We start from the raw sequence: 12,168 nt of genomic DNA on the forward strand, positions 1-12,168 counted from the left end.
CTGGAAGCCTAGTAGGGCCGGAACGCGGCACACCGTCAGCCGACCCGTCCGGTGCCCGGAACTCCCGCCGACGAGGTGCGGCATGCGGCGGCGTCCCGTGCCCCGGGCCCCCTCGACCTCCTGCCGCCCGTCCCGCACGGTCAGCTCAGGAAGAGGGAGATCGGCAGGGCCACCAGGGCCGTCGCCACGGTCAGGGCGGCGGCCCCGAGCAGCCGGGGCGGCCGGTCGGCGACCAGCAGCCGCTGCACGCGCACGTCGAGGTCCCGGTCGCCCATGCCGAGGGCCCCGGCGGGGGTGACGTGGGTGCCGGCGGCGGCGAACCGCCGCAGCGCACCGGCCAGGGGCGCGTCGGCGTGCGTCTGTCGGGCCTTGTCGTCGGCCCGCATCTCGACCAGCAGGGCGACCCGCTCGTGGGCCTGGCGCACCCACCGGAACCAGGGCAGGGCCCGGCACAGGGCGGTGAACGGCAGCAACACCAGGTCGTGTCGCTCCCGGGCGTGGGCCCGCTCGTGGGCGAGCACCGCCGCCAGTTCGGCCCGGTCGAGGAGGCTGAGCGCCCCGGCACTGACCACCACGCGGGGCTTGACCCCCGGCAGGCAGTACGCCGCCGCGCTGGGATGGTCCAGCACCAGCGCCCCCGGCACGGTGGGGTCGCGTCGGGCGACCAGGGCGAGCAGGTCCCGGTGGCGGCGCTGGACGCGGACCGTGCCGTGGATGCTGCGTACCGTCGTGGTGAGCAGGACCACGCCGATGCCGAAGCCGACCCCGACCAGGCCGAGTTGTGCGGCGCCCACGCCGACCGGCAGCGTCCCGTGGGCCAGGTCGTCGGCCAGCGCCAGCAGGGCGCTGCCGGTGGCGCGGTCGTACGTGGTCAGGCCGAGCGCCATCGGCAGGCCCATCGCGGACAGCCCGACGGCCAACCCGACCGCCTGCCAGCAGAGGATCGCCACCCGCGGGCTGCGCCACGGCCAGGTGGAACGCGACAGGACCTGCGCGGTCAGCCAGCAGGCCAGCATCGAGGCGGCGAAGTGAGCGGCGTATGCCACGGTGGGCTCCCTACCGTTCCACGGCCTCGTCGGCCCGCCGGCCCGGCTCGGGCACGGGCGCGTCGACCCGGTCGGTCAGCTGTTCCCCGCCGGTCAACCCGGCCTCCGCGCCCAGGGCGGCGCGCAGCACCTCCGCCTCGGTGCCGGTGACGGATCGGGCGAAGCGCACCAGCGCCGCGTCCCGGCTGCCCCCCAGGTCGAGGGCGTCGAGCATGAGCTGGGCGATGTGCGCCTCGCGGCTGGCGGCGGCGCGGTAACGCCACGCCCGGCCCTCCCGCTGCCGTCGCACCATGCCCTTGCCGGCGAGGCGGTCCAGCACCGTCATGACCGTGGTGTAAGCCAGTTCCCGCCCCCGCAGGGCGTCGGCGACCTCGCGCACGGTCACCCCGTCGGACGTGGCGGGGACCGCGTCCCACAACACGTCCATCACCGCACGTTCGAGATCGCCCAGCCGAGTCACGCCGCCAATCCTACCCCCCGTAGTAGATCTCGGCCGAGGTCGGGACGGGCCTCAGCCGCCCTTCGGGTGCCAGACCGTCTTCGTCTCCAGCAGCGCCGTCATCCGGGTCAGCCCCGGGTCGGCGTACCAGTCGTGGTCCGCCGCCACCGGCCGGAGCACCCGCTTGAGGTTCTCCGCCGCCCTGACCTCCAGGTCGGCCGCCAACTCCGGATCGCCGACCCCGGTGAGGTCGATCGCGTTGACGTCCATGTGCGCGGCCAACGTCGGCACGGTCTCCGGCAGGCGGCCGGTGAGGATGTTGACCACGCCGCCGGGCAGGTCCGAGGTGGCCAGCACCTCGGCCAGCGTCACCGCCGCGAGGGGCCGCTCCGGGGAGGCCGCCACCACCACCGTGTTGCCGGAGACGATCGCCGGGGCGATCACGCTGACCAGGCCGAGCAGCGCCGGGGACTCCGGGGCCACCACGGCCACCACGCCGGTCGGCTCCGGCGCGGACAGGTTGAAGTAGGGCCCGGCGACCGGGTTGGCGCCGCCGTACACCTGGGCGAGCTTGTCGGCCCAGCCGGCGTACCAGACCCAGCGGTCGACCGCCGCGTCCACCTCGTCGCCGGTGACGCCCAGGGCGACGAACTGTTCGCGCCGCCCCTCCAGCATCTCGGCGGCCCGGTAGAGGATCTGCCCCCGGTTGTACGCGGTCGCCCCGGCCCAGCCCCTGACGGCGGCGCGGGCGGCGACGACGGCGTCCCGCGCGTCCTTGCGGGAGGCCAGGGAGACATTCGTGTCCTGCACGAGATACGACCGTCCCGATTCGCTGCGCGGGAACTTCCCGCCGATGAAGAGCTTGTACGTCTTGCGTACCGCGACCCGCTCAGACATCGAGGTATGCCTCCAGCCCGTGCCGGCCGCCCTCGCGACCGTAGCCCGACTCCTTGTAACCACCGAACGGCGAGGTGGGGTCGAACTTGTTGAACGTGTTGGCCCAGACCACCCCGGCGCGCAGCCTGTCGGCCAGCCAGAGGATCCGCGAGCCCTTGTCGGTCCAGATCCCGGCCGACAGCCCGTACGGCGTGTTGTTGGCCTTCTCGACGGCCTCGGCCGGGGTGCGGAAGGTGAGCACGGACAGCACCGGACCGAAGATCTCCTCGCGGGCGATCCGGTGTGCCTGGGTGACCCCGGTGAAGATCGTCGGCGCGAACCAGAAACCCCGGTCGGGCAGCTCGCACGGCGGCGACCAGCGCTGCGCGCCCTCGGCGGCGCCCGCCTCGGACAGCTCCCGGATGCGGGCGAGCTGGGCGGCCGAGTTGATCGCCCCGATGTCGGTGTTCTTGTCCAGCGGGTCGCCGACGCGCAGCCGGGCCATCCGCCGCTTGAGCGACTCCAGCACCTGCTCGGCGACGTTCTCCTGGAGGAGCAGCCGGCTGCCGGCGCAGCAGACGTGCCCCTGGTTGAAGAAGATGCCGTTGACGATGCCCTCGACGGCCTGGTCGACGGGGGCGTCGTCGAAGACGATGTTGGCGGCCTTGCCGCCCAGTTCCAGGGTGAGCTTCTTGCGGGTGCCGGCGACCGAGCGGGCGATGGCCCGGCCGACCTCGGTGGAGCCGGTGAAGGCGACCTTGTCGACGTCCGCGTGCTCGACCAGGGCACGGCCGGTGTCGCCGGCACCCGTGACGATGTTCACCACGCCGGCCGGCAGGTCGGCCTGCTGGCAGATCTCCGCGAACAGCAGCGCGGTCAGCGGGGTGGTCTCGGCGGGCTTGAGCACCACCGTGTTGCCGGCCGCGAGCGCCGGGGCGACCTTCCAGGCCAGCATGAGCAGCGGGAAGTTCCACGGAATGACCTGCGCGGCCACGCCGAGTGGCTGCGGGTCCGCGCCGCCGTGCCGGCTCGTCGGCCGCCGGCCGAACCCGGCGTACGCCAGCTTGTCGGCCCAACCCGCGTAGTAGAAGAAGTGCGCGGCGACCAGCGGCAGGTCGACGTCGCGCGACTCCCTGATCGGCTTGCCGTTGTCCAGCGACTCCAGCACCGCCAGTTCGCGGGAGCGCTCCTGGATGATCCGGGCGATCCGGAACAGGTACTTGGCCCGGTCCCGGCCCGGCATCGGTCCCCAGACCTGCTCGTACGCCGCTCGGGCGGCGCGGACCGCGCGGTCCACGTCCTGCCCGCCGGCCTCGGCGACCTCGGCGAGGACCTCCTCGGAGGCGGGGTTGACCGACTTGAAGCTGCCGCCGTCGGTGGGGTCGACGAACTCGCCGTCGACGAAGAGCCCGTACGAGGGCCTGAGGTCAACCACCGCGCGTGACTCGGGGGCGGGTGCGTATTCGAACATCGCGGTCAGTCCAGGGTGAAGTAGTCGGGGCCGGCGTAGACGCCGGTCGTCAGCTTGGTGCGCTGCATCAGCAGGTCGTTGAGCAGGCTGGACGCGCCGAACCGGAACCAGTCCGGGTCGAGCCAGTCCGGGCCGACGGTCTCGTTGACCATGACCAGGTACCTGATCGCGTCCTTGGTGGTCTTGATGCCGCCGGCCGGCTTCACGCCGACCTGCCGGCCGGTGGCGGCGCGGAAGTCGCGGACCGCCTCCAGCATCACCAGCGTCACCGGGAGGGTCGCCGCGACGGGCACCTTGCCGGTGGAGGTCTTGATGAAGTCACCTCCGGCCAGCATGGCCAGCCAGGAGGCGCGCCGCACGTTGTCGTAGGTGGCCAGCTCGCCGGTCTCCAGGATGACCTTGAGGTGCGCCGCCCCGCAGGCCTGCTTGACCGCGACGATCTCGTCGTGGACCTCGGTGTAGCGGCCGGCCAGGAACGCGCCCCGGTTGATCACCATGTCGATCTCGTCGGCACCCGCCTCGACGGCCGCCCGGGTGTCGGCGAGCTTGATCTCCAGCGGCGCCTGCCCGGACGGGAACGCCGTCGCCACGCTGGCCAGGTGCACGCCCGAGCCCCGCAGCACCTCGGCCACGTGCGGGACCATCGCCGGGTAGACGCAGACCGCCCCGACGTGCGGGCAGGACGGGTCGGCCGGGTCGGGGCGCAGGGCCTTCGCGGCGAGCGCCCGCACCTTGCCCGGGGTGTCGGCGCCTTCGAGGGTGGTCAGGTCGACCATCCGGGTGGCCAGGTCGATCGCCTGGGCCTTGGCGGTGGTCTTGATGGAGCGGGTGCCGAGCTGTGCCGCCCGCTGCTCCGCGCCGACCTGGTCCACGCCGGGCAGGCCGTGCAGGAAGGTCCGCAGAGCGGTCTCGGATCGTCCCAGCTCGGAGAGGTCCGACCGGGCCGACGTCGCTGTCGCCGTCATGCCCCGAAGTCTACGCACGCCCGAGTGGAGTGATCTTGGTCACGGGGGAGTGCCCGTCGTCGTACGTGAGCGTCGTCGCTGCCGGGCCGCACCCACCGTGCCGACCCCCGCGGACCGGTAGGTTGACCAGTCGTGGACGTACTCGTCATTGACCACCCGCTCGCCCAGTCGCGGCTGACCGCCATGCGGGACGCCCGGACCGATTCCGCCGCGTTCCGGGCGGCGCTGCACGAACTCACCACCATGCTGGTGTACGAGGCCGCGCGCTCCTTCCCGATCGAGACGTACCCGGTGCAGACCCCCGTCACCGGCACCGAGGGCACCCGGCTGGCGAACCCTCCGCTGCTGGTGCCGGTGCTGCGGGCCGGGCTCGGGATGGCCGACGCCGCGCTGGGGCTGCTGCCCGAGTCCTCGATGGGCTTCGTCGGGCTGGCCCGCGACGAGGAGACGTTCGAGCCGCGCGCCTACATGGAGTCGCTGCCCCGGGACCTGTCGGGCCTGCCGGTGCTGGTGCTGGATCCGATGCTCGCCACGGGCGGCTCCCTGGAGCACTGCTGCCGGCTGCTCGCCGACCGTGGGTGCACCGACATCACCGTGCTCTGCGTGCTCGCCGCTCCCGTGGGCATCGAACGGCTGGACCGCTCGGGTCTGCCGCTGCGCCTGGTCACCGCCTCGATCGACGAGGGCCTCAACGACCGGATGTTCATCGTGCCGGGTCTCGGCGACGCGGGGGACCGTCAGTTCGGCGGCATGCCCCGTTTCTGAACCGGGATCGGTTCGGCGGGTCGGTGTCCGGGCGGGCGCGCAGGCGCTAGCGTTCCGGGCCATGACTGGTGTTGCGCTCGCCGAGGAACTGCTGCTGCTGGCGTACGACGACGAGACCGGCAAGGCGACCATGCCCAGGATCAGCCTCGACCTGGGCATGGCCGCCGCCGTGCTGGTCGAGTTGGCCCTGGCCGGCCGGATCGCGTACGCCGACGGGAACCTGACGGTGACCGACCCGACGCCGGTCGGCGAGCCGGTGATCGACGGGGTGCTGGAGCGGATGGCGGCCGACGATCCGAAGAGCCCCTCCTCGTGGGTGCAGCGGCTGCGCCACGGGCTGCGGGACCGGATCCTCGGCGACCTGGTGTCCCAGGGGGTGGTCCGCGACGTCGAGGAGACCGAGCTGGGCTTCATCGTGGTGCACCGCTACCCGCTCGCGGACCCCGCCGTGGAGGAGGACACCCGGCTGCGACTCAGTGCCGCGCTGGCCGACGGGCAGCTCCCGGACGAGCGGACCGCCGCGCTGGCCACCCTGGTGGCGGTGCTGCGGATGGAGCCGGCGCTCGGCCTGACCGGCGAGGCCGCCGTCGACGCCCGCCGTCGGCTGGAGGAGATCGCCGGTGGCGCCGGGTTCTCCGGCAACGTCAGCCTCGACGACTCGGTGGTGCGGCCGTCGGTGGGCCTGGTCATCACCGCCCTCGGTCAGGCCGTCGACGCCGCCCTCGGCAAACGCCGCTGACGGGCGGACCGGCCGGGGCGGCGGGGGCGCCCAGGTCCGCCGTGGATGGTCCGCCCGGGCCGAACCGGTCGGCCCGGGCGGCACAGTGCGGCGTCGGGGCCGGCAGCGGCGTCAGAGGCCGAGGATGGTGGCGATCTCCGTGCGGAGGTCGGCGACAGCCGCCCGGGCGCGGGTACGGGCCGAGGCCACGTCACCTTCCGTCACCGGCTCCACCACCTCCAGGTACGCCTTCAGCTTCGGCTCGGTGCCCGACGGGCGGATCACCACCCGGGCCGAGGCGGTGCGCAGGATCACCACGTCGGCCTCGGGCGACAGGTCGCGCGCCCCGGTGACCGGCTGCCCGAGCAGCGCGGCGGGGGCGGCTGCCCGGACCCGGGCCATCGCCTCGGCGATCACCCGCAGGTCGTCGACCCGCACCGAGAGCTGGTCGGTGTGGTGCACCCCGAACTCGGCGGCCAACTCGTCGAGCCGGTCGGTGAGCGTCCGCCCCCGCGTCTTCAGCTCGGCGGCCAGCTCGGCCACCGTCAGGGCGGCCGTGATGCCGTCCTTGTCCCGGACGTGCTCCGGGGCGACGCAGTAGCCGAGGGCCTCCTCGTAGCCGAAGACCAGCGGCTCGGTGCCCCCGCCGGCCCGGACGATCCACTTGAACCCGGTCAGCGTCTCGTCGTACGGCAGGTCGCGGGCGGCGCACATGGCCTGCAGCAGGGACGACGACACGATGGTGGTGGCGTACAGGCCGGTCACCCCGCGTCGCATCAGGTGGTCGGCGAGCAGCACCCCCACCTCGTCGCCGCGCAGCATCCGCCACCCGCCGTCACGCACCGCCACGGCACACCGGTCCGCGTCCGGGTCGTTGGCGATCGCGATGTCCGCGCCCGTCGACTCGGCGAGCGTGACCAGCCGGTCCACCGCGCCGGGTTCCTCCGGGTTGGGGAAGGAGACGGTCGGGAAGGCCGGGTCCGGCTCGGCCTGGTCCGGCACCACCCCGGGCACGGGGAAGCCGGCGCGGGCGAACACCGCCGTCAGCACCGCCGCGCCCACGCCGTGCAGCGGGGTGTACGCCACGGCCAGGTCCCGGGGACCGTCGGGCGCGATCACCGCGACGGCCCGTTCCACGTAGGAGGCCACCAGGTCGTCGCCGAGCACCTGGCCGGGGGGACCGAGCGGCACCTCGGCCAGCGGCCCGACCGCCCGGATCGCGGCCTCGATGCCGGCGTCAGCGGGCGGCACGATCTGTGCGCCCGCGCCCTGCCGGCCGCCCAGCTCCGCGCCGAGGTAGACCTTGTAGCCGTTGTCCTGGGGCGGGTTGTGGCTGGCGGTGACCATGACGCCGGCCACGGCCGACAGGTGCCGCACCGCGTACGCCAGCACCGGGGTGGGTAGCGGGCGGGGCAGCAGCAGCGCCGGCCGGCCCGCCCCGGTTGCCACCCGGGCGGTGCGCTCGGCGAACTCGCGCGAGCCGTGCCGGGCGTCGTACCCGATCACGAGCGGGCCGGTGCCGCCCTCGGCGGCGAGCCACCCGACCAGCCCGGCGGCGGCCTGGGTGACCACGGCCAGGTTCATGCCGTTCGGGCCGGCGCGCAACGGGCCGCGCAATCCGGCGGTGCCGAAGGTCAGCGGCCCGGCGAACCGGTCGGCCAGCTCCGGCGCGCTCGCCGGCATCCGGTCGAGCACCGCCCGAAGCTCCGCCCGCGCCGCCGGGTCGGGGTCGTCGGCGAGCCAGCGTTCGGCCCGCTCGCGGATGGTGTCGATGTCAGTGGTGTCCGCCGCCATTGCCTCTTGATAGCACGGCGGCGGAGCACCGCGTCATTCCCCGGGCTCAGCCCGCCTCGGTGAGCTGGAACGACTTCACCATCTCGTCGAAGATCGGCTTGCTCTCGTCGAACCGCTCGGCGGTGGCGGTCAGGTAGAACGAGTAGGCCGTGCCGTCCTGCGCCACCCCCCGCCACACGCCGCGCCGCATGGAGTCGCCCTCGCCGCAGGTGTATTCCAGTTCGGCGGCCTGCGTACCCGCGTACTCCATCTCGTTCAACGCGACCTGCCTGTACGGGCGGGCGCAGACGTTCTCCCGCGAGCGCAGTCCGTCCGACGCCACCTCGGCCCACCGGACGGAGGTGGTGCTCCACTTCTCGGTGATGATCCGCACCTTGCGCCCGGAGTCCTCCGGGTCGACGTAGTCGACGTAGGAGCCTCCGGTGGCGCGCTTCCAGCCCTTGGGCACCATCACCCGCACGCCGCGAGCCGAGTGTTCCTGCAACGGGATGCCCGCGCCGGTGGGCTCGGCGCTGGGCGCGGCGACCGGGCCGGCGGGCGGCGGCTCGTCGCCGCCGGCCAGAGCCACCACGCTGATCAGCAACACCACCGCCAGGCCGCCGGCCGCCGCGAGCTGCACCCTGCGGGGCCAGCCCCTGACGGCGTCCACCAGTCCGCGTCCCGCCGTCCGGGCGCGGTCGAGCGCGCCGCCACCGGTGGGGGCCGGTGCGGCGGCCTGCGGGGTCCACGCCTGGCCGGTGCCCGGCACCGACCACTGCCCCCCGCCGTAACCGCCGCCGGCGCGCTGGTCGGCCTCGGGCCCGCCGAACCTGGCGGAACCGGCCGCGATCTGCTGGGTGGCGTCCGCCGCGCCGAAACCTCCCGCACCGACGCGCGGGGTCGCCTGGGGCCCGCCGGCCCCGATGCGTTGGGTGGCCTCGGGTGCGCCGCCGTACGTGTGGCCGGTCGCCGGGCCGGAGGATCGGGCCGGCGGGGCCATCACGCCGGTGGGGGTGTGCAGGGGGCCGGCGAGCGCGTCGGCGCTCGTGTCGTCCATCGCCGAGGTGCCGGCCACCGCCCGGCCCGGTCGTTCGCCCCGGCGCAGCGCGGCCAATCGGTCGGTCAGCGACTCGCCCGGTGCGAGCATCGCCCGGCCGCCGATCTGTCCGCCCGAGGTGGCCTGCTCGGCGGGAGCGGGCAGCGACACCGGCACGGGGCGCGGCACCGGCACCACCGAGTAGGGGTCGGTCATCGAGTTGACCGCCGCCGCGTTGCTGGTCAGCGGCCCGGCGAGCAACTCCCGCAGCATCGCGCGGGCGGTGTGCACGTCGAGCCGGCGGGCCGGGTCCTTCTCCAGCAGGCCCATGAGCACAGGCACCATCGGCCCGCTGCGTTGCGGCGGGGCCGGCGGATCCTCCACCACCGCGTGCATGGTCTCGATCGGGTCGCCCTTGTCGAACGGCGGCCGCCCCTCGACCGCCGTGTAGAGCGTGACGCCGAGCGAGAACAGGTCGCTCGGCGGGCCGAAATCCTGCCCCATGGCCCGCTCCGGCGAGATGAAGTGGGGTGAGCCGAGCACCATCCCCGGGGTGGTGAGCTGCACGTCGGTGGGCATCCGGGCCACGCCGAAGTCGGTCAGCACGCACCGGCCGTCCGAGCAGATCAGCACGTTGGCGGGCTTCACGTCGCGGTGCAGGACACCGATCGCGTGGGCCACCTCCAGCGCTCCGAGCAGCGCGATACCGATCTTCGCGACGACCCGCTGGGCGACGGGACCGTCCTCGATGACCATGTCGGCCAGGCTGCGGGCGTCGAGCAGCTCCATCACGATCCAGGGCCGGCCGCCCTCGGTGACGACGTCGTACACCTGCACCACGGCGGGATGCTGGATGGCCGCGGCGGCGCGGGCCTCGCGGAGGGTGCGCTCGTACATCGCGTCGCGGTCGCTGGGGGCCAGGCCCGGGGGTAGGACGACCTCCTTGACCGCCACGTCCCGGCGCAGCAACGTGTCTGTGGCACGCCAGACCGTGCCCATGCCGCCGTTGCCCACCGCCGAACGCAGCGAGTACCGGTCACCGATCGTGGTGCCGGGTGTCGCACGTCCGGTGGGGGGCTTGGATTGTCCGCCGCTCCACGTCGGGATCTGAGTCACAGAAAAGCCACCGGGGGAAATCGAGGGGGGCTGGGACACAACCCCCCTATCTTGCTGGGTCAGACGCCCGATGCGAAAGCCGACGCGGCGGACGTTTACCGTACCGAACGGTAGGTGGTCGATAGCTCACCGTCCGTCACTGTCGGCGGACGGAGTGTGCGGTATCCCTCACCCGCCGCCCGGCCCGCTCGTCCTACCATCCGGTGATGAGCGAACGGCGCAGCGAGTCCGGTTTCCCCATCAAGGGCGTCTACACGGCGGCCGACCTGCCCGAGGGCCTGGACTCTCGGCTGGGCGACCCGGGCGAGTTCCCGTACACCCGTGGGGTCTATCCCACCATGTACACCTCCCGTCCCTGGACGATGCGCCAGTATGCCGGCTTCGGCACCGCTACCGAGTCCAACGCCCGGTACCACCAGTTGTTGCGGGCCGGCACGATGGGCCTCTCGGTCGCCTTCGACCTGCCGACCCAGATGGGCTACGACTCGGACGACCCGATCGCCCACGGCGAGGTCGGCAAGGTCGGGGTGGCCATCGACTCCATCGAGGACATGCGGCTGCTGTTCGACGGCATCCCGCTGGACAAGGTCTCCACCTCGATGACCATCAACGCGCCCGGCTCGGTGCTGCTGCTGCTCTACCAGCTCGTCGCCGAGGAGAACGGGGTGCCCGGCACGGCGCTCAACGGCACGATCCAGAACGACATCCTCAAGGAGTACATCGCCCGGGGAACCTACATCTTCCCGCCGAAGCCGTCGCTGCGGCTGGTCGCCGACACCTTCGCGTACTGCCGCGCGGAGGTGCCGAGGTGGAACACCATCTCCATCTCCGGCTACCACATGGCGGAGGCCGGCGCGACGCCCGCGCAGGAGGTGGCGTTCACCCTGGCCAACGGTGTCGAGTACGTGCGGGCCGCGCTGGCCGCCGGGCTCGCCGTGGACGACTTCGCGCCCCGGCTGTCGTTCTTCTTCGTGGCCCGCACGACGCTGCTCGAGGAGGTCGCGAAGTTTCGCGCGGCCCGACGGATCTGGGCCCGAGTCATGCGCGAGGAGTTCGGGGCGAAGAACCCGAAGTCGATGATGCTGCGCTTCCACACCCAGACCGCCGGCGTGCAGCTCACCGCCCAGCAGCCCGAGGTCAACCTGGTCCGGGTGGCGGTCCAGGGGCTCGGCGCGGTGCTCGGCGGCACCCAGTCCCTGCACACGAACAGCTTCGACGAGGCCATCGCGCTGCCCACCGAGAAGGCGGCCCGGCTCGCGCTGCGTACCCAGCAGGTGCTGGCGTACGAGACGGACCTGACCGCGACGGTCGACCCGTTCGCCGGGTCGTACGTGGTGGAGGCGATGACGGCCGAGGTCGAGTCGGCGGCCGACGAGCTGATGGTGCGGGTGTTCGACCACGGCTCGGCCGTGGACGCCATCGAGGCCGGCTTCCAGAAGCGGGAGATCGAGCAGTCCGCGTACCGGATCGCGCAGGAGATCGACTCGGGTGAGCGGGTGGTGGTCGGGCTGAACCGGTTCGCGGTCGACGAGGAGGAACCGTACGAGCCGCTGCGGGTCGACCCGACGATCGAGGCCGCCCAGGCGGAGCGGCTGGCGAAACTGCGCGCGGGGCGCGACAACGCGGCGGTCGAGACGGCGCTGGCGGAGTTGCGGGGCGCGGCCACGGGCGACGACAACGTGCTCTACCCGATGCGCAGGGCGCTGTCCGCCAGGGCCACCGTCGGCGAGGTCTGTGGAACACTGCGCGAGGTGTGGGGGATCTACCGCCCGTCCGACCGGTTCTGAGTCGTCGCCGGGCGCTGCATGCCGGGCCGCTCACGGGCGGACGCGCCGCGCGGTGCGGTGTGCGCCCGGTGTCCAGCGGGTAACCCGTTCGGGTGATCCGGGACGCACACGGTGTGCGGTCGGCCGGTGTCCGTCCGTGTCAGCGTCTGCGGGTCCCGCTCGCCGCTGTGGTCGGG

The 12,168-nt window shown here is 73.5% G+C and carries 10 protein-coding genes; 3 read left to right on the top strand and 7 right to left on the bottom strand.

The genetic code is table 11. From position 1 onward, the window contains the following. Positions 1 to 140: 140 nt before the first annotated feature. The 5 genes from GA0070616_RS17075 to deoC are packed head-to-tail and all read right to left on the bottom strand — an operon-like array spanning position 141 to position 4,797. A complete protein-coding gene (locus tag GA0070616_RS17075; RefSeq protein ID WP_091083318.1) occupies positions 141 to 1,046 on the bottom strand; it encodes a M56 family metallopeptidase in 906 nt (301 codons plus the stop codon). A gap of 10 nt (positions 1,047 to 1,056) precedes the next feature. Next, complete coding sequence (locus GA0070616_RS17080) at positions 1,057 to 1,506, bottom strand: BlaI/MecI/CopY family transcriptional regulator (protein ID WP_091083322.1); 450 nt, start codon at positions 1,504 to 1,506, stop codon at positions 1,057 to 1,059. 51 nt (positions 1,507 to 1,557) lie between these two features. Next, on the bottom strand, positions 1,558 to 2,382 hold the full coding sequence (locus GA0070616_RS17085) for an aldehyde dehydrogenase family protein (RefSeq protein ID WP_091083328.1): 825 nt from the start codon (positions 2,380 to 2,382) through the stop codon (positions 1,558 to 1,560). Beyond that, positions 2,375 to 3,832, bottom strand: coding sequence for an aldehyde dehydrogenase family protein (locus tag GA0070616_RS17090; protein ID WP_091083332.1), 1,458 nt, complete (start codon positions 3,830 to 3,832; stop codon positions 2,375 to 2,377). The genes GA0070616_RS17085 and GA0070616_RS17090 overlap by 8 nt, the downstream gene beginning before the upstream one ends. Before the next feature lie 5 nt (positions 3,833 to 3,837). Then, on the bottom strand, positions 3,838 to 4,797 hold the full coding sequence (gene deoC / locus GA0070616_RS17095; protein ID WP_091083335.1) for a deoxyribose-phosphate aldolase: 960 nt from the start codon (positions 4,795 to 4,797) through the stop codon (positions 3,838 to 3,840). Positions 4,798 to 4,929: 132 nt separating this feature from the next. Between deoC and upp the strand changes: the two genes are divergently transcribed. Further along, positions 4,930 to 5,562, top strand: a complete 633-nt coding sequence (gene upp / locus GA0070616_RS17100) for a uracil phosphoribosyltransferase (RefSeq protein ID WP_091083338.1) — start codon at positions 4,930 to 4,932, stop codon at positions 5,560 to 5,562. 61 nt (positions 5,563 to 5,623) lie between these two features. Next, complete coding sequence (locus GA0070616_RS17105) at positions 5,624 to 6,301, top strand: GOLPH3/VPS74 family protein (protein WP_091083340.1); 678 nt, start codon at positions 5,624 to 5,626, stop codon at positions 6,299 to 6,301. 111 nt (positions 6,302 to 6,412) lie between these two features. Here the strand turns inward: GA0070616_RS17105 and GA0070616_RS17110 are convergent, their stop codons facing one another. Then, complete coding sequence (locus GA0070616_RS17110; protein WP_091083344.1) at positions 6,413 to 8,074, bottom strand: phospho-sugar mutase; 1,662 nt, start codon at positions 8,072 to 8,074, stop codon at positions 6,413 to 6,415. Positions 8,075 to 8,120: 46 nt separating this feature from the next. After that, positions 8,121 to 10,205: a serine/threonine-protein kinase gene (locus GA0070616_RS17115; RefSeq protein WP_091083348.1), complete on the bottom strand. Its 2,085-nt coding sequence runs from the start codon at positions 10,203 to 10,205 to the stop codon at positions 8,121 to 8,123. A gap of 206 nt (positions 10,206 to 10,411) precedes the next feature. On the opposite strand from GA0070616_RS17115, the gene GA0070616_RS17120 reads away from it, so the two are divergent. Next, complete coding sequence (locus tag GA0070616_RS17120) at positions 10,412 to 11,992, top strand: acyl-CoA mutase large subunit family protein (RefSeq protein WP_091083352.1); 1,581 nt, start codon at positions 10,412 to 10,414, stop codon at positions 11,990 to 11,992. Positions 11,993 to 12,168: the final 176 nt, after the last annotated feature.

The sequence above is a fragment of the Micromonospora nigra genome (assembly GCF_900091585.1).
GTDB lineage: Bacteria > Actinomycetota > Actinomycetes > Mycobacteriales > Micromonosporaceae > Micromonospora > Micromonospora nigra.

What these genes read in the sequence shown, in the direction of transcription:
- GA0070616_RS17105 (WP_091083340.1), top strand. Translation starts at nt 5,624, where the DNA reads ATGACTGGTGTTGCGCTCGCCGAGGAACTGCTGCTGCTGGCGTACGAC.
- deoC (WP_091083335.1), bottom strand. Translation starts at nt 4,797, where the DNA reads ATGACGGCGACAGCGACGTCGGCCCGGTCGGACCTCTCCGAGCTGGGA.
- GA0070616_RS17085 (WP_091083328.1), bottom strand. Translation starts at nt 2,382, where the DNA reads ATGTCTGAGCGGGTCGCGGTACGCAAGACGTACAAGCTCTTCATCGGC.
- GA0070616_RS17090 (WP_091083332.1), bottom strand. Translation starts at nt 3,832, where the DNA reads ATGTTCGAATACGCACCCGCCCCCGAGTCACGCGCGGTGGTTGACCTC.
- GA0070616_RS17110 (WP_091083344.1), bottom strand. Translation starts at nt 8,074, where the DNA reads ATGGCGGCGGACACCACTGACATCGACACCATCCGCGAGCGGGCCGAA.
- GA0070616_RS17120 (WP_091083352.1), top strand. Translation starts at nt 10,412, where the DNA reads ATGAGCGAACGGCGCAGCGAGTCCGGTTTCCCCATCAAGGGCGTCTAC.